Origin of the sequence: Pseudoalteromonas sp. UBA2102 (assembly GCF_002331165.1) — a bacterium.
In the GTDB taxonomy this organism is placed as follows: Bacteria; Pseudomonadota; Gammaproteobacteria; order Enterobacterales; family Alteromonadaceae; genus Pseudoalteromonas; species Pseudoalteromonas atlantica.
The window spans coordinates 36,379-52,430 of sequence record NZ_DCYU01000055.1 but is presented as its reverse complement, the minus strand read 5'-3'; the positions used below and the strand labels follow the sequence as shown (position 1 = coordinate 52,430).

Here is a 16,052-nt window from a genome sequence, read left to right as displayed (position 1 = left end):
TGTTGTACGTTTTTTAGCTAATCATTAATGTGCTGGACTAACAATAACTCACAGCTTTTTAGTTATGAGAACACACAATATACACAAACCTTTTGTTGTCCTAGCGATACCAATCAAAAATAAGATTGGTTAAAAAATAAAAATAACGAATTGGCGTTTAAGCCGTATGCCTCTTCGCTTTGCATTCGCAATAGCATCAAAGGAGCCGTCACATGGGTAAACTGACCTCTACCTTGTGGCTTGTGTTGATTATGTTCCCGCAGCAAGTGCTGGCTAATAGCCAATACAATATGCGCAAGGGCGTAACCGATATAAGTAATAATGTATATCAGCTACACATGACCATATTTTTAATATGTTGTGTGATTGGGGTGATAGTGTTCGCAATAATGTTTTGGGCACTGATTCATCACCGTAAATCTAAAGGGGCAGTTCCTGCCCAATTTCATGAAAGTACCAAAGTAGAAATTCTTTGGACTGCCATTCCGTTTGTTATTTTAATTGCCATGGCAATCCCTGCCACTAAAACCCTCATTGCGATGGAAGATGCCAGTAAGGCCGACTTAACCATTAAAATTACAGGGTCACAGTGGAAGTGGCATTATGAATATATGGGCGAAGACGTAGAGTTTTACTCTATTTTATCTACCCCTCAAGACGAAATAGCCAACCTTGCTAATAAAAACCCTAATTACTTACTTGAGGTTGATAAACCTTTAGTACTGCCAATTAATCAAAAGGTGCGTTTTTTAATGACCTCTGATGATGTTATTCACTCTTGGTGGGTCCCCGATTTTGCCGTTAAAAAAGATGCCAACCCGGGGTTTATCAACGAAACGTGGACCAACATTAACGAAGAAGGTATTTACCGGGGACAGTGTGCAGAGCTGTGCGGTAAAGATCATGGTTTTATGCCCGTGGTGGTTGAAGCTAAATCGCAAGAGGACTTTAACGCATGGCTTGCAGATGCTAAGCAAGCTAAGCAAAAAGCCGCACTTGCTGATGCAGCATTGCTTGAGACAACAATTCCTAAAGAAGAGCTAATGACACTAGGTGAGCAAGTGTATATGGCAAGTTGCGCTGCGTGTCATCAACCTACTGGTATGGGTTTACCGGGCGTATTTCCTGCGTTAAAAGGCAGCCCCATTGTTTTGGGTGATATAAAAGATCACATTGATGTAGTGATTCATGGCCGCCCAGGAACTGCAATGCAGGCATTTGCAAAGCAGCTCTCAATTAAACAACTTGCAGCGGTAATTACCTATAAACGTAATGCGTGGGGTAATGAAACGGGTGATGTCATCCAACCTAGTGAAATTCAGGCAGCACTTGATGCGGAGGCGAACTAATGAGTAGCATAGTAGAACAACCTAACGCCAATAACGCTCACCACGGCCATCACCCAGCCAAAGGTTTTAAACGTTGGTTATACACAACAAACCATAAAGATATTGGCAGCATGTACTTAATTTTTTCGCTGACTATGTTTTTAATTGGTGGTGCAATGGCCATGGTTATTCGGGCTGAGTTATTTCAGCCAGGATTACAATTGGTAGACCCACACTTTTTTAACCAAATGACCACAGTACACGGTTTAATTATGGTGTTTGGTGCTGTAATGCCAGCCTTTACGGGACTTGCTAACTGGATGGTACCGCTTATGATTGGCGCGCCAGATATGGCACTGCCCAGAATGAACAACTGGAGCTTTTGGATTTTACCCTTCGCTTTTTTAATTTTATTGGCATCGTTATTAATGCCTGGAGGCGGCCCCGCATTTGGCTGGACGTTCTATGCGCCGCTTTCAACAACGTACAGTAACGACAACACCGCAATGTTTGTGTTTGCAGTGCACATTATGGGGATTAGCTCAATTATGGGCGCAATAAACGTTATTGTGACCATTGTTAATTTACGTGCCCCAGGCATGACATGGATGAAGCTACCATTATTTGTTTGGACATGGCTAATAACCGCATTTTTATTAATTGCTGTTATGCCCGTATTGGCCGGAGCGGTCACTATGGTGCTCACCGATAAATACTTTGGAACCAGCTTTTTTGATGCGGCAGGCGGCGGCGACCCGGTGATGTTTCAGCACATATTTTGGTTTTTTGGCCATCCCGAAGTGTACATCATGATTTTACCCGCTTTTGGTATTATTTCGACCATAGTGCCTACATTCTCACGTAAAAAACTATTTGGTTATGCCTCAATGGTTTACGCAACCTCCTCTATCGCATTACTGAGCTTTATAGTGTGGGCGCATCATATGTTTACGACCGGTATGCCCGTTGCTGGCGAGCTATTTTTTATGTACGCGACCATGCTGATATCGGTGCCTACAGGGGTAAAAGTATTTAACTGGGTAGCCACTATGTGGCGAGGGTCAATAAGTTTTGAAGTGCCTATGCTATTTAGTATTGCCTTTATTGTGCTGTTTACTTTAGGGGGCTTTTCGGGGCTGATGTTGGCTATAACCCCTGCTGATTTTCAGTATCACGATACTTACTTTGTGGTGGCGCACTTTCATTACGTGTTAGTTACGGGGGCAATATTTTCGATTATGGCGGGGGCTTATTATTGGCTGCCTAAGTGGACGGGCAACATGTACAACATTGCCTTGGCTAAGTGGCATTTTTGGTTATCGCTGGTAAGCGTAAATGTATTGTTTTTCCCTATGCATTTTGTAGGGCTGGCAGGTATGCCGCGCCGTATTCCCGATTACGCCCTGCAGTTTGCTGATTTTAACGCAATCATAAGCATAGGTGGGTTTGCCTTTGGTTTATCGCAGTTACTCTTTGTGGCTGTGGTAATTAAATGTGCCCGAGGGGGCGATAAAGTCCCTGCAAAAGTATGGGATGGTGCTGAAGGTTTAGAGTGGGAAGTGGACTCTCCTGCGCCGTATCATACTTTTTCTACGCCGCCGGAAATTAAATAATGACACATGCACCGCTATTAAAGCGCCTAATTCTTATTTGTATAGGTATGTTTGCTTTTGCATTTGCCTTAGTGCCCTTATATGACGTGTTTTGCGACATAACTGGGCTTAATGGCAAGCCGTCGCTTGAGCAAGCTAAACAAAGTACACAGGTTGCACAAAATCGAGAAATAGGTGTGAGCTTTACAACCCATGCGCAAAGTGGTGCGCCGTTTATTGTTAAATCTAAAGAATACAGTGTTGATGTGAAACCAGGTGCCATGCGTGAGGTAATGTTTAGCGCAAAAAACACCAGTGATATCGATAAAGTAATGCAAGCGGTACCTTCTGTATCGCCCGGAAAGGCAGCCAAGTACTTACATAAAATAGCGTGCTTTTGCTTTGATCAACAACCGCTAAAAGCGGGTGAAGAACTTGAGTTTAAGCTGCTGTTTTATGTTGATACTGCACTGCCGAGCGATGTAGAAGAGCTAACTTTATCGTACACCGTATTTGATATTAGTGAGCAGCTAGTAGCAAGTAATAACTAGCCTGCATGTCTAGTGTAAAACTAGGAGCAAGTAACATGAATCAAGATTATGAAAACTACTACGTACCCGAGCAAAGTCCTTGGCCCATAGTGGGCGCGGTGGCGTTATTTTTTATTGCAGTGGGTGCGGCTTTAACAGTCATGAACTTAGAAAGTGAAGGGGGCAGCGGTGTGTACCTGCTATATGCAGGCATTGCAGTGCTGCTGTATATGATTTTTAGCTGGTTTAAAAATGTAATTAGCGAGTCTGATCAGGGCTTATATTCAGCGCAAATGGACCGCTCATTTCGACAAGGAATGAGCTGGTTTATATTCTCTGAAGTTATGTTTTTTATGGCCTTTTTTGGCGCATTATTTTACGCCCGCATACTGTCGGTGCCTTGGCTTGGCGGCGCTGGGAATAATGCGATGACCAACGAGGTGCTTTGGCCTACCTTTGAGGCCGTATGGCCACTACTAACCACACCAGCAGGTGAAACCACGCAAGCTATGGGGTGGCAAGGCTTACCCCTTATTAATACGCTTATTTTATTAGCGTCTTCGGTTACTTTGCATTTTGCTCACGTAGCCATTGAAAACAATAAACGTAAACCGCTAAAAGTGATGCTAGGGGCAACCATTTTATTGGGTGTGTGCTTTTTAGCATTGCAGGTAGAAGAATATATTTATGCCTACAACGACTTAAACTTAACACTAGATGCAGGCATTTACGGGAATACATTCTTTTTGCTGACAGGTTTTCATGGCATGCATGTGACCCTTGGCGCCATTATTTTGTTTGTTGTATTTGTGCGTATTTTAAAAGGCCACTTTACGAAAGATAAACATTTTGCGTTTCAAGCAGCGGCTTGGTACTGGCATTTTGTTGATGTGGTGTGGCTGTGTTTATTTGTTTTTGTGTATGTGTTGTAACGGTTAATGGTGAGTGATTAGCTTTTATAAAACCAAGTTTTACAGCGGCTATCACCATCACCAAAACCACCACAGAAAACAGCACGCGACGGCCTAAAAAATGCGACATAGGTCGACCGCCAGATTTATCGGTCACCATAATAAATAGCGCTTTAAACAAGTTGAAAAGTATAAATAGTAACAGCAGCACAATAATAATTTTAATAATCACTGGGTTGACCCTTTATGCAGTTAATTTTAAGGCGTAAACAAAAGCTTAGCTCATTTATCGCACTTTGCGCTGTGGTAGCTGTGGTGCTGGTATGTGTACGTTTAGGGTATTGGCAATTAGCAAGGGCTGAGCAAAAGCAGCAACAGTTAACAGCTATAGCTAACATGCAAACCCAAGGCGTAATGAGCTGGCAGCAATTACAGGCAATGCCTTCAAAGTGGAATAAAACAGGTGTAGTGGTTAAGCTTGTCGGAAAAATAATAAATCAGCAATACTGGCTTTTAGATAACCAAGTTTACCAAGGGCAAGTTGGTTACGATTTATTGGTGTTATTTAAGCCAAGCCAAGCAAGTGACGCTTTACTCGTTAATTTAGGGTGGGTAAAAGCACCTATTTCACGCAGCGAACTACCTAACATTCAACTTCCTAAACGTAATATTACGCTTAAAGCGCAGATAAAAGAGCGAAATTTAACGAGCTTTAACTTACAAACCAATTCGACAAAACAAGACCTTCAAAGACGAATTCAATCAATAGATTTACAAAAGCTAAGTGAGCAGAGTAATCAATCGTTATTTAATTTTATGGCTTATCGTCAAGGTGCTGGAGATGCGCTAGCTATACCGCATTATAAAGCGGTGGTGATGAGTCCGCAAAAGCACCAAGCGTATGCAGTGCAATGGTTTTTAATAGCCTTAGCCTGTGTAGTGGTGGCCATTTTTGCCAGTAAAAAGAGGACTAACAATGAAAAATAACCCCTTAGTTTTGTTTGTTGTATGTTGCGCTGTACCGCTAGTACTTGCATACGGTGCGCTAAAACTAGACTGGTTGCCGAGCGCCATTACCAATAATGGCGAGTTTTTACAGCACGAAGTAAAGCTTGAAAACTGGCAGCAGCACAACCCTAAGCAATGGACAATTGCGCTTAATTACTCCAATAAATGTAATGCTTCGTGCAATGAGCAGCTCAATGCGCTTGATAACTTATATATCGCCTTAGGAAAAAATCAGGGCAAAGTTGATATGGCTGTAATGGGGGCGCCTAAAGTTAAAAATATTCCTTGGAAAACCTTTAACGCGCAACAAAATTTGCAGCCCGCTAGCCTATATTTAATCGATCATATGGGTTTAGTGGTGCTTGAGTATCCGTTTAAAGAGCAACCACAAGAAAACCGTTTAGTGCAAAAAGGTTTATTAAAAGATTTAAAAAAACTGCTTAATTATTCTCGTTCAAGCTAATTAATAGCGCATTGTTAATGGGAGATTCCTATGTATAAAAATTATAAAAACTGGGTACTTGCAACGGGGTTACTTGCGCTGTTAGTAGTAGGGCTAGGTGCTTATACACGTTTAAGTGACGCAGGTCTTGGTTGCCCTGATTGGCCCGGTTGCTATGGCTTTTTAACTGTACCAAAGCATGAAGCCGATATCGCACTGGCTACCCAAAGTTACCCAGATATGATGTTTGAAACCGCCAAAGCGTGGAAAGAAATGATCCACCGTTACTTTGCAGGCGCGCTGGGGTTGCTTATTTTAGCGCTATTTGTGTTGGCTTTTGTAAAGCGCCATTACTCAAACACGCCGGTTAAATTACCGCTAGCCTTATTGTTGTTAGTTATATTTCAGGCTGCGCTGGGTATGTGGACCGTTACAATGAACTTACAACCGCTCATTGTAATGGGGCATTTGCTGGGGGGATTTAGTATTTTATCGCTAATCACTCTTTTATACCTGCGTTTAACTACTAAACCCATAGAGGGTGGAGATAGTAGCGCTAAACGCTATTTTTCATTGAGCTTAGTTGCATTGGCTGTGTTGGTTATTCAAATTGCATTAGGAGGATGGCTTGCAGCAAATTATGCAGCGCCACACTGTAATGGCTTACCGCTGTGTAGTTATGCGCAGCCATTTTCACTCAGTAGTGTGTTTCAGCTGCCGCTTGAGCACAGTAATTATGAGTACGGAGTGCTATCGCAACAGGCGCGTATGTCTATTCATTTACTACACAGAATTTGGGCGCTAGTTACATGTATTGTGTTGGCGCTAATTATGTGGCGTATATACAGTCAGGCGCAATCTGCAAAAATAAAACACTGTACTGTCAGCGTGCTTGTTGCGCTACTTTGCCAAATTAGTTTGGGGCTTGCGGTGGTGCATTGGCACTTTCCGCTTGGAGTGGCGCTGGCGCACAATTTAATGGCAGCTATCTTGTTATTGACTATGGTTAGGTTGTGTTACTACCTAAAAGCACGCACTTAAAGGGGAATAATTATGGCACTCACACTCGACAAAAAAGAACTACAGGTTATTAGCGCACACCCTTTTATTCAACGTGCTTATAATTTACTGCAAGATTACTTAGCTATTAGCAAGTTTAAAGTAGTGGCTATGTTGGTACTTACTGCTTGGGTTGGCTTGGCACTGGCGCCTGATGTAGGGCGAGGCATTGCAGTACAATTTATTAGTTTATTAGGCATTGGTTTGCTCTCTGGCGCTGCGGCGGTAATAAATCATGTTGTTGATAGCGAAATAGATACAAAAATGGCGCGTACACGCCACCGCCCTGTAGCCAAAGGCCGGCTTAGTAAAACCCATGCGTTAAGCTTTGCAGGTGTGATAGGGGTTGCTGGTTTTATAATGCTAATGCTTTGGGCAAACACTCTAACGGCCGTACTTACTTTGTTTGCATTAGTTGGGTATGCTTTTATTTATACCTCTTTTTTAAAGCGTGCCACACCGCAAAACATTGTAATTGGTGGCTTAGCTGGCGCAATGCCGCCTTTATTGGGTTGGGTTTCTGAAACCAATCAAATGGCAGCCGCGCCATGGTTACTAGTAATGATTATATTTACGTGGACCCCACCGCATTTTTGGGCACTGGCAATAGCACGCAAAAGCGATTACGAACGCGCTAAAATTCCTATGTTGCCAGTGACTCACGGTATCGATTTTTGCAAAACCTGTGTTGTGGCTTACACCATATTACTGGCGCTTGTATGTGTATTACCTTATTTAATTGGTATGTCGGGCGGTATTTATTTAGTAGGCGCATGTGTGCTCAATGCACTCTTTTTGTATAAAGCGGTTAAGCTTAAATTAGCCCCTAACGATGACACCGCAATGGACTTATTTCGCTTTTCAATTGTGCATTTAATGGTACTCTTCGTGATCTTATTTATAGATAAATGGCTCCCTTTATGAAGCAGTTACGGATTAGCTTAGTTGTAATTTTTTCGTTTTTATTAGTCGCTTGCTCAGAGCAAAATAGTGCACCCGATGTGCAAGCCTTAGTGTATGAGCAAGCAAAGCCTCTTTCTGATTTTACACTTAACGACCAAAACGGTGAGTTAGTCACCAAAACGCAATTTTTGGGGCAGTGGAACTTAGTGTTTTTAGGCTATACCAGTTGTCCAGATATTTGCCCATTAACGCTTGCTAAACTAAACAGCGTGTATAAAAAGTTACATAACGAATACCCACTGCAAATTTGGTTTATGTCGGTAGACCCTCAACGCGATACGCCGGTAAAACGCAAAGCGTATATTGATTATTTTAACCCTGACTTTTTAGCTGTTTCGGGTGAGCACAAAAACCTATTCCCGGTGGTTAGAGAGCTTGGTCTAATTTATGCCATTAGTGACTCGCAAGAATCAGAATATGCGGTCGATCATAGTGCTTCGGTGGCTTTAGTTGATGCAAATGGAGCGGTAAGAGCCATATTTAAGCCTGAATTCCAACAAGGAAATGTGCCCCTTATTAATACCACTCAACTCATTAGCGAATTTAAACAAATAGCGGATTACTATAAAAACTAGTTTTAAACTTTTCACGCATTTTAAAAGGAGCTTAGGCTCCTTTTTTGCTTTTTAGCGCCACTTTTAAAAGTTTTATTAATTTTTTTGAGCCTTTTATGGCAATTTTAATAACTAAGGCTAAGCTTTTGTTATGAATTGAATTGACAGGGAAAGTCCTGAAAAAATGCTAAAACTTCCAAGCGAACTTGCGATTATGCAAGTAGAGACTCTTCACCAAGATTTATTACAAGAACTCAATAGCAACAACGATATTTGTTTAGATGTCAGTGAGGTTGTTTCAGCCGATACCGCGTCAATTCAACTTTTGTGTGCCTTACAAAAACACCTACTTACCATACACCATAAAATTGTATGGGTAGGCAGTAGTGATGCACTTCAAAACGCCATTAATCAACTTGGCTTAAGTCAATATTTAACACTTGAAAGTAAAGGTTAGAGGTTTATATGAAGAAAATTTTAGCGGTTGATGATTCTGCGTCAATGCGTCAAATGGTGAGCTTTACGCTTAAAACCGCAGGTTTTGATGTTACCGAAGCAAAAGATGGCAGCGAAGCCCTCGCGATTGCCAAGCAGCAAAGTTTTGATGCGGTAATTTCAGATGTAAATATGCCCATTATGGATGGCATTACGCTTATCAGAGAGCTCAGAGGCCTTCCTGATTACAAATTTACGCCGCTACTTATGCTAACCACAGAGTCAGGATTAGATAAAAAAGTAGAAGGTAAAGCAGCTGGCGCAACAGGCTGGATTGTAAAGCCTTTCAACCCGGATCAGTTACTAGCGGTACTTAAAAAAGTAATTCGTTAACTGAGGAGTGCGGCGTGAGTATAGATTTAAGTCAATTTTTTGAAGTGTTCTTTGAAGAAAGTTTTGAAGGCCTAGATACAATGGAGGCCGAGCTATTAAATTTAGAGCCCGGCGAAGAAGACTTAGAAACAATAAATACTATTTTTAGAGCTGCGCACTCAATTAAAGGGGGCAGTGGCACCTTTGGCTTTAACTCTGTTGCTGAGTTTACCCATGTGCTAGAAACCCTACTGGATCAAATACGCCAAGGTGAGCGCGAACTCACCACCGAGCACGTTAATTTATTGCTTAAAGCTGTTGATTGCTTGCGTGGGTTACTCGGTGAGCTGCAAGCAGAGCAAGAGCCTGATTTATCACACGCTACAACCTTAAAAAAACAGTTTGAAATTGTACTCGAAATGCAAGCTGATTCAGCCCCAAGCGAGGCAAGCGAAGTAACGGCTGCTGCTGAGGTAAATACCTTTCAAATTGATTTTAAACCGCATCATCACCTTTTTAAAACAGGCAACGAGCCTTTATTTATGATCAGCGAATTAGCTGAACTCGGCGAGCTTGAAACACAGGCCTTTTTAGACGATATCCCAGATATTAAAGATTTAAGCAGTGACGAGTGCTACTTACACTGGCGCTTTTTTTTAAATACCAGCGAAAAAGAAGCCGCCATTAAAGAGGTATTTGAATGGGTAGAAGATGATGCCGATATAAAAATAGAGCTCTGTGGCGGGTTATTTGATGAAGACACGTCTCACACCGCAAACGCTGATGAAAAGAGCAACGACAGCACAGCTCAAACACAGCCTATTAGCGATGCTAAAAAAGCACCCGACAAACCTAAAAGCAAACCCACAGCCGATAAAAAGCTAACATCAGCACCAGAGTCTACCTCCATAAGAGTAGGAATAGACAAAGTAGACTCGTTAATAAATATGGTCGGTGAGCTGGTGATAACACAAGCCATGTTAAATCAGTTGAGCGAGCAAGAAATTAGCGAATCAACCATTACGTCATTACAAGAAGGTTTGGCACAACTGGCGCACAATACCCGAGACCTGCAAGAAAATGTTATGCGTATTCGTATGTTACCGATTAACTTTGTATTTAGCCGGTTTCCGCGTTTAGTGCGCGATATAGCGCAAAAACTAAATAAACAGGTGGAGTTAAAATTATTAGGCGAGCAAACCGAGCTAGATAAAACGGTAATGGAAAAAATATCTGACCCTATGGTGCACCTAGTCAGAAATTCGCTCGACCATGGCCTTGAAACAATTGAACAGCGGGTTGCCGCAGGTAAAGACCCAGTGGGCACTGTGACCTTAAATGCCTTTCATCAAGGTGGCAATATCGTGATAGAAATAATGGACGATGGGCAAGGCTTAAATACGCAAAAAATTAAAGAAAAAGCCATTGCTAATGAGCTGATCACCGCTGATTGTAATTTAACAGATGATGAAATTAACGAGCTTATTTTTATGCCCGGCTTTTCTACCGCCGATGCGGTTAGCGACTTATCTGGGCGTGGTGTAGGAATGGATGTTGTTAAGCGCAATATTCAATCTTTAAATGGCTCGGTTGAGGTTTCATCAGCGCCTGGCGTTGGTTCTACCTTTACAATTAGGCTGCCCCTTACACTTGCCATTTTAGATGGTCAATTAGTTAAAGTTGCCCAGCATACTTATATTATTCCGCTTATTTCTATTGTTGAATCACTACAGATTGATATCACTAAAGTAAGCCGAGTGGGTAAAGACTTAGATGTACTAAGGCTGCGTGACGAATACATTCCTATTTTACGCTTATATCAAATTTTTAATCATCAAAACGCCATAGAGTCATTAGACAAAACCTTGTTGGTGGTTGTTGAAACCGACAACCAAAAAGTGGGTTTGCTGGTAGATGACTTACTTTCGCAGCAGCAGGTAGTCATAAAAAGTTTAGAGGCTAATTACCAAAAAGTAGATGGGGTGTCTGGAGCAACTATTTTAGGCGACGGGCGTGTATCGTTAATTGTTGATATTACCGGCTTAATAAAATTATCAGGGCTTAAAAAACCAGGTAGCCAAGAGCTAATCATAGAATCTAAAACACCTCTGGAGGCTTCATGATTAGTGAACAAAGCGAGCTAAACAACAAAATTGATTTAGGGCAACAGCAAGGCGTTAAGCAGTTTTTAACCTTTATTATGGCTGGCGAAGAATACGGCGTAGATATATTAACCGTGCAAGAGATCAGAAGTTGGGAAGAAATTACCGTACTGCCCAACGCGCCGGATTTTGTTAAAGGAGTGATAAACCTTCGCGGCACCATAGTGCCAATAATAGATTTACGCTTACGTTTTGGCCTGCCAAGCACTGAATATGGGCCATTAACGGTTGTTATTGTTGTAAAAGTTATTTTTGAAAACGATTCAAAAATAATGGGCATCGCAGTAGATGCGGTGTCAGATGTTTACAGCATTGCAGAGCAAGACGCCAAGCCCGTCCCTAGCCTGTCTGATTCGAGTAATTGTGAATATGTCGCAGGGTTGGTGAACGTGGGCGAAAAAATGGTCTCGTTGATAGATTTACAAAGAACAATGGATATATAGCCACAGCGCTATGTAGCAACAAAAACAAACATAAAGGTGGTGATGGGCATGGGATGGTTTAGTAATCCGAAGCAGTCAGAATCAAGTAATGACTTAATCGTTAATGCATTAAATAAATCATTAGCGGTTATTGAGTTTGAACCCAGTGGCAGAATAATTACGGCTAATTCAAACTTTTTAAATGCAATGGGATACCGTTTAGAGGAAGTGCAAGGGCAGCACCACTCTATGTTTGTTGAACCAGACGAAGCACAAAGCAGCGAGTATAAAAATTTTTGGCAACGCTTGCGCGGTGGTGAGTTTATTTCTAATGAGTTTAAGCGTCTTGCTAATGGAGGGCGAGAGGTATGGATCCAAGCTACCTATAACCCAATTATTGATAGCCAAGGGCAAGTGCTAAAAGTAATTAAATTTGCTACCGACATTACCGAACAAAAGAAGCAGGCCGCTGAGGCGCAAGGCCAACTTGAGGCAATTAGTAAATCTCAGGCGGTGATTGAGTTTAATCTTGATGGCACAATTATTACTGCCAATGACAATTTTTTAAATGGTTTAGGCTATCAACTTAGCGAAATAAAAGGCCAGCATCATAAATTATTTGTCGACCCAGAATACGCTAAAACAAACGAGTATAAACAATTTTGGGATAAGTTAGGACGAGGCGAGTACGACTCGGGCGAGTACATGCGAATAGGCAAACAAGGGCAAGAAATATGGATTCAAGCCTCTTATAACCCTATTTTCGATTTAAACGGCAAGCCTTATAAAGTTATTAAATACGCCAGTGATATCACCGCGCAAAAACAGCTAGAGCGCGAGTCTAAAAAGGCTGCCGATTTAGCAAGTGCGTTAACTGTTTGCCAAGCCAATGTGATGATTGCCGATAAAGACCTAAATATTGTATTTGTAAACGATCAGGTTAAGTTAATGCTCAAAGCGCGAGAAACTGAGTTGCAAGGTGTGCTACCTAGTTTTTCTGTTGATAATTTAATAGGCACGTGTGTTGATGATTTTCATAAGCACCCAGCTCATCAACGCGAACTATTAAAAAACTTAAAACAACCTTATAAAACTGAGTTACGTTTAGCGGGGCTTATTTTTAGTTTAATTGCTACACCGTGGATAAACCATGAAGGTAAGCATTTAGGCACCATTGTTGAGTGGGAAGATATTACCGATAGCGTAGCAAAAGCAGAGCAAGAACGTGCTGAAGCACAAGAAAACTTACGAGTAAAACAAGCCCTTGATACCGTAGCAACAAACACCATGATAGCCGATGCTTCAAATGTAATTGTATACATGAACAACGCGGTTAAATCGATGATGAGTATTGCCGAAGATGATTTGAAAAAGGAGCTGCCAAATTTTGATAGCACCAATTTAATGCAGCAAAACATTGATATATTCCATAAAAATCCGGCTCATCAACAAAACCTACTAGCTAAGCTTACAACAACTTACCGAGCCGAAATAAAAGTAGGCGGGCGCACGTTTGGTTTAGTTGCAAACCCTATTTTTACACCAGAACAAGAACGCATAGGCACCGTAGTTGAGTGGGAAGATAGAACGGGCGAAGTTGCAATAGAAAAAGAAATTGCACAATTAGTCAGCGATGCAGGTAATGGCGATTTAGAAACCCGAGTAGATGAAAAAGGTAAAGAAGGCTTTTTCTTACGCTTAGCGCAAGGCTTAAACAGCTTAGTTGAAATTGTGGATGATGCCGTTAGTGATACCGCGCAAATGCTTGATGCAATGGCCAATGGTGACCTATCAAAACGCATAGAAAAAGAGTATCAAGGCTCGTTCGATAAGCTCAAGCAAGATGCTAATACCACAGCAGATAAATTGACCGATGTGATTAATCGAATTAACTCATCGGCCACGTTAGTAGCCAGTGGCGCAGAGGAAATTTCGCAAGGCAACGCCGATTTAAGCCAGCGTACCGAAGAACAAGCTTCATCACTTGAAGAAACCGCGTCAAGTATGGAAGAAATGACCAGTACCGTAAGACAAAATGCAGATAACGCAAAAGTCGCTAACGATTTAGCCGAAGAAACCTGCGAGAAAGCAATTCAAGGTGGTGAAGTAGTTAATAGAGCTGTAACGAGTATGTCGGCCATTAACGAGTCGAGTAAAAAAATTGCAGACATTATTGGCGTGATTGATGAAATTGCCTTTCAAACTAATTTACTGGCACTTAACGCCGCCGTTGAAGCAGCTAGAGCGGGTGAGCAAGGCCGTGGCTTTGCCGTTGTTGCTGGTGAGGTGCGTAATTTAGCGCAGCGCTCAGCTGGAGCAGCCAAAGAAATTAAAGAGCTTATTAGAGACAGCGTTGCAAAAGTGACCGATGGCTCTGTGCTTGTAAATGAGTCGGGCGAAACACTCAGAGAAATTGTTTCAAGCGTACAACGTGTTACGCAAATGATTTCGGATATAACCGAAGCCTCTGAAGAGCAAAGCGCAGGTATTGAGCAAGTTAATAAAGCGGTTGCCCAAATGGATGAAATGACCCAGCAAAATGCGGCCCTTGTAGAAGAAGCGTCTGCGGCGGGCGAGTCAATGGCTGAGCAAGCAAACGAGATGCGTCAGTTATTGCACTTTTTTTCACTCGGGCAGCAAGGCATGAACACATTGCCAAATACACACTTTGAACGCTCAGCGCCCCCTGCGCGCCAACCTAGTGGCTATTTAAAAAATACCCAACCCAAAGGCGAAAACTTTATAGACTCAGCAGATGAATGGGAAGAGTTTTAGTCATTACTGGCTTGCTAGTTAATACCCTAGCAAGCCTGCTTTACAAGGGATGGTATGACAATGAAAGAATTTTTATGTACCGATAAAGATTTTAAAGACATTGCCACTTTAGTTTATAACGCGTGCGGAATTGTGCTTGGCGATCATAAACGCGAAATGGTGTATTCCCGCTTAGCAAGAAGGGTAAGAGAGCATAAACTTAAAAACTTTTCTCAATACTTAGAGTACTTACACAATAATAAAGAGGCTGAGTTTGACGCATTTATTAATGCTATTACCACTAACTTAACCTCCTTTTTTAGAGAACCCCACCACTTTGAGTTTTTAAAAAACACCATAGTGCCGCAGTTACTTAGCAGTAACAAAGTAACAAAACGAGTACGCGTATGGTCAGCGGGTTGCTCTACAGGCGAAGAGCCTTATAGCTTAGCAATAACCCTTGCCGGTTTATTCCCAAGTTCTTGGGATGTAAAAATTTTAGCAACCGATTTAGATTCTAATGTATTAGCCAAAGCACAAGCGGGTATTTATACCGCGGCTAATGTAAATGGCTTAGAAAACAATGTACTTAAAAAGTGGTTTTTAAAAAGCAAAGATGGGCAAACATATAAAGTAAAACCACAGTTAAATAAGCACATTTTTTTTAAACGCCTTAACCTTTTACAAGAATGGCCCATGAAAGGGCAGTTTGACTTAATTTTATGTCGTAACGTGGTTATTTATTTTGATAAAGAAACAAAAGACACCTTGTTTAAACGTTATGCAAATGCACTTAATCGTGACGGTTATTTGTTTTTAGGGCACTCAGAGAGTATGGGAAAAGAGCATTCTGAGTTTAAAAATTTAGGGAAAACCATGTATCAAAAGCAACACAATGCACGCACAGTTTAGGCCGGTGCTCCCAGGGTTTGAACATATAAAACGTTACTGGGATGCAGGGCGCACAAGCGTGGTGGCAAAAATATTACCTGGCGAATTTTATGTATCAAAAAATGATGAGCTTATTTCTACAGTGCTTGGGTCGTGTATAGCCGCGTGTGTTTACGATGAAAAAGCCGGTATAGGTGGCGTAAATCATTTTATGTTGCCGGTAAAAAAAGGCCTAGAATTAAACAGTGCCCATAGTTTGAGCTGCCGCTACGGAAATTGGGCAATGGAATACCTGATCAACGAAGTACTCAAAGGTGGTGCTGCGCGAAAAAATTTAAAAATAAAACTCTTTGGTGGCGGCAAAATAATTAGCGCAATGACCGACATAGGGATAGGTAATATTAGCTTTGCCAATGCGTATATTCAGGAAGAGTCGCTCAATCTTGTCGCACAAGATATGGGGGGGCCGTGGCCTCGAAAAATTTTTTTTCATCCGCATACGGGCAAAGTCCACGTAAAAAAGCTGAAGAATTTGCACAACAATACAATTGAAAAACGCGAAGTGCGCTACCTGCAAAACCTTAAGCAACAAGATAAAGCCACCGAGACTAACATAGAGCTGTTTTAGG

At 41.7% G+C, this 16,052-nt stretch carries 17 protein-coding genes; 16 read left to right on the top strand and 1 reads right to left on the bottom strand.

Translation table 11 applies throughout. The features are described from left to right. Positions 1-212 precede the first annotated feature (212 nt). From coxB to B2R65_RS06925, 4 genes are read left to right on the top strand one after another with little or no spacing between them, the layout of a single operon-like run. Positions 213-1,349, top strand: a complete 1,137-nt coding sequence (coxB, locus tag B2R65_RS06940; RefSeq protein ID WP_004588214.1) for a cytochrome c oxidase subunit II — start codon at positions 213-215, stop codon at positions 1,347-1,349. Further along, the gene (ctaD, locus tag B2R65_RS06935) at positions 1,349-2,941 is read left to right on the top strand and encodes a cytochrome c oxidase subunit I (RefSeq protein ID WP_273611846.1); all 1,593 of its coding nucleotides are present in this window, start codon (positions 1,349-1,351) and stop codon (positions 2,939-2,941) included. The genes coxB and ctaD overlap by 1 nt, the downstream gene beginning before the upstream one ends. Continuing rightward, positions 2,941-3,471: a cytochrome c oxidase assembly protein gene (locus B2R65_RS06930; RefSeq protein WP_004588216.1), complete on the top strand. Its 531-nt coding sequence runs from the start codon at positions 2,941-2,943 to the stop codon at positions 3,469-3,471. Before ctaD ends, B2R65_RS06930 begins: the two co-directional genes overlap by 1 nt. Positions 3,472-3,506: 35 nt before the next feature. Beyond that, positions 3,507-4,382, top strand: a complete 876-nt coding sequence (locus B2R65_RS06925; RefSeq protein ID WP_004588217.1) for a cytochrome c oxidase subunit 3 — start codon at positions 3,507-3,509, stop codon at positions 4,380-4,382. Here B2R65_RS06925 and B2R65_RS19525 read toward each other — a convergent pair. Further along, positions 4,282-4,593: a DUF2909 domain-containing protein gene (locus B2R65_RS19525; protein ID WP_348735554.1), complete on the bottom strand. Its 312-nt coding sequence runs from the start codon at positions 4,591-4,593 to the stop codon at positions 4,282-4,284. The two genes, B2R65_RS06925 and B2R65_RS19525, sit on opposite strands and share 101 nt — an antisense overlap. A 14-nt stretch (positions 4,594-4,607) precedes the next feature. Here B2R65_RS19525 and B2R65_RS06915 point away from each other — a divergent pair, with 14 nt between their 5' ends. From B2R65_RS06915 to cheD, 12 genes are all read left to right on the top strand, one after another. Next, the gene (locus tag B2R65_RS06915) at positions 4,608-5,348 is read left to right on the top strand and encodes an SURF1 family protein (protein ID WP_286741752.1); all 741 of its coding nucleotides are present in this window, start codon (positions 4,608-4,610) and stop codon (positions 5,346-5,348) included. Further along, on the top strand, positions 5,338-5,832 hold the full coding sequence (locus tag B2R65_RS06910; RefSeq protein WP_004588220.1) for a hypothetical protein: 495 nt from the start codon (positions 5,338-5,340) through the stop codon (positions 5,830-5,832). The genes B2R65_RS06915 and B2R65_RS06910 overlap by 11 nt, the downstream gene beginning before the upstream one ends. A gap of 30 nt (positions 5,833-5,862) precedes the next feature. Continuing rightward, the gene (locus tag B2R65_RS06905) at positions 5,863-6,852 is read left to right on the top strand and encodes a COX15/CtaA family protein (RefSeq protein ID WP_286741751.1); all 990 of its coding nucleotides are present in this window, start codon (positions 5,863-5,865) and stop codon (positions 6,850-6,852) included. Positions 6,853-6,864: 12 nt separating this feature from the next. Then, entirely contained in the window at positions 6,865-7,794 is a 930-nt protein-coding gene (gene cyoE / locus B2R65_RS06900) for a heme o synthase (protein WP_096042451.1), read from the top strand. Continuing rightward, a complete protein-coding gene (locus B2R65_RS06895; RefSeq protein ID WP_286741750.1) occupies positions 7,791-8,408 on the top strand; it encodes an SCO family protein in 618 nt (205 codons plus the stop codon). Before cyoE ends, B2R65_RS06895 begins: the two co-directional genes overlap by 4 nt. Before the next feature lie 163 nt (positions 8,409-8,571). Further along, positions 8,572-8,844 (top strand): STAS domain-containing protein, encoded by a 273-nt coding sequence (locus tag B2R65_RS06890; RefSeq protein ID WP_004588224.1) that lies wholly within the window; start codon positions 8,572-8,574, stop codon positions 8,842-8,844. An 8-nt stretch (positions 8,845-8,852) separates the two neighbouring features. After that, on the top strand, positions 8,853-9,215 hold the full coding sequence (locus B2R65_RS06885) for a response regulator (protein ID WP_029773320.1): 363 nt from the start codon (positions 8,853-8,855) through the stop codon (positions 9,213-9,215). A 14-nt stretch (positions 9,216-9,229) separates the two neighbouring features. Continuing rightward, entirely contained in the window at positions 9,230-11,317 is a 2,088-nt protein-coding gene (locus B2R65_RS06880; RefSeq protein ID WP_286741749.1) for a chemotaxis protein CheA, read from the top strand. Continuing rightward, complete coding sequence (locus B2R65_RS06875) at positions 11,314-11,799, top strand: chemotaxis protein CheW (RefSeq protein WP_004588228.1); 486 nt, start codon at positions 11,314-11,316, stop codon at positions 11,797-11,799. Before B2R65_RS06880 ends, B2R65_RS06875 begins: the two co-directional genes overlap by 4 nt. Positions 11,800-11,847: 48 nt before the next feature. Next, entirely contained in the window at positions 11,848-14,553 is a 2,706-nt protein-coding gene (locus B2R65_RS06870; protein ID WP_121638242.1) for a methyl-accepting chemotaxis protein, read from the top strand. A gap of 60 nt (positions 14,554-14,613) precedes the next feature. Continuing rightward, a complete protein-coding gene (locus tag B2R65_RS06865; protein WP_286741748.1) occupies positions 14,614-15,444 on the top strand; it encodes a CheR family methyltransferase in 831 nt (276 codons plus the stop codon). Continuing rightward, entirely contained in the window at positions 15,428-16,051 is a 624-nt protein-coding gene (gene cheD, locus B2R65_RS06860) for a chemoreceptor glutamine deamidase CheD (protein WP_029774194.1), read from the top strand. The genes B2R65_RS06865 and cheD overlap by 17 nt, the downstream gene beginning before the upstream one ends. Position 16,052 lies beyond the last annotated feature (1 nt).

Coding starts and splice junctions, on each gene's coding strand:
- B2R65_RS06865 (WP_286741748.1), top strand. CDS start 14,614: ATGAAAGAATTTTTATGTACCGATAAAGATTTTAAAGACATTGCCACT.
- B2R65_RS06925 (WP_004588217.1), top strand. CDS start 3,507: ATGAATCAAGATTATGAAAACTACTACGTACCCGAGCAAAGTCCTTGG.
- B2R65_RS06885 (WP_029773320.1), top strand. CDS start 8,853: ATGAAGAAAATTTTAGCGGTTGATGATTCTGCGTCAATGCGTCAAATG.
- B2R65_RS06890 (WP_004588224.1), top strand. CDS start 8,572: ATGCTAAAACTTCCAAGCGAACTTGCGATTATGCAAGTAGAGACTCTT.
- cheD (WP_029774194.1), top strand. CDS start 15,428: ATGCACGCACAGTTTAGGCCGGTGCTCCCAGGGTTTGAACATATAAAA.
- ctaD (WP_273611846.1), top strand. CDS start 1,349: ATGAGTAGCATAGTAGAACAACCTAACGCCAATAACGCTCACCACGGC.
- B2R65_RS06930 (WP_004588216.1), top strand. CDS start 2,941: ATGACACATGCACCGCTATTAAAGCGCCTAATTCTTATTTGTATAGGT.
- B2R65_RS06910 (WP_004588220.1), top strand. CDS start 5,338: ATGAAAAATAACCCCTTAGTTTTGTTTGTTGTATGTTGCGCTGTACCG.
- B2R65_RS06895 (WP_286741750.1), top strand. CDS start 7,791: ATGAAGCAGTTACGGATTAGCTTAGTTGTAATTTTTTCGTTTTTATTA.
- B2R65_RS06905 (WP_286741751.1), top strand. CDS start 5,863: ATGTATAAAAATTATAAAAACTGGGTACTTGCAACGGGGTTACTTGCG.
- B2R65_RS06870 (WP_121638242.1), top strand. CDS start 11,848: ATGGGATGGTTTAGTAATCCGAAGCAGTCAGAATCAAGTAATGACTTA.
- B2R65_RS06915 (WP_286741752.1), top strand. CDS start 4,608: ATGCAGTTAATTTTAAGGCGTAAACAAAAGCTTAGCTCATTTATCGCA.
- B2R65_RS06875 (WP_004588228.1), top strand. CDS start 11,314: ATGATTAGTGAACAAAGCGAGCTAAACAACAAAATTGATTTAGGGCAA.
- coxB (WP_004588214.1), top strand. CDS start 213: ATGGGTAAACTGACCTCTACCTTGTGGCTTGTGTTGATTATGTTCCCG.
- cyoE (WP_096042451.1), top strand. CDS start 6,865: ATGGCACTCACACTCGACAAAAAAGAACTACAGGTTATTAGCGCACAC.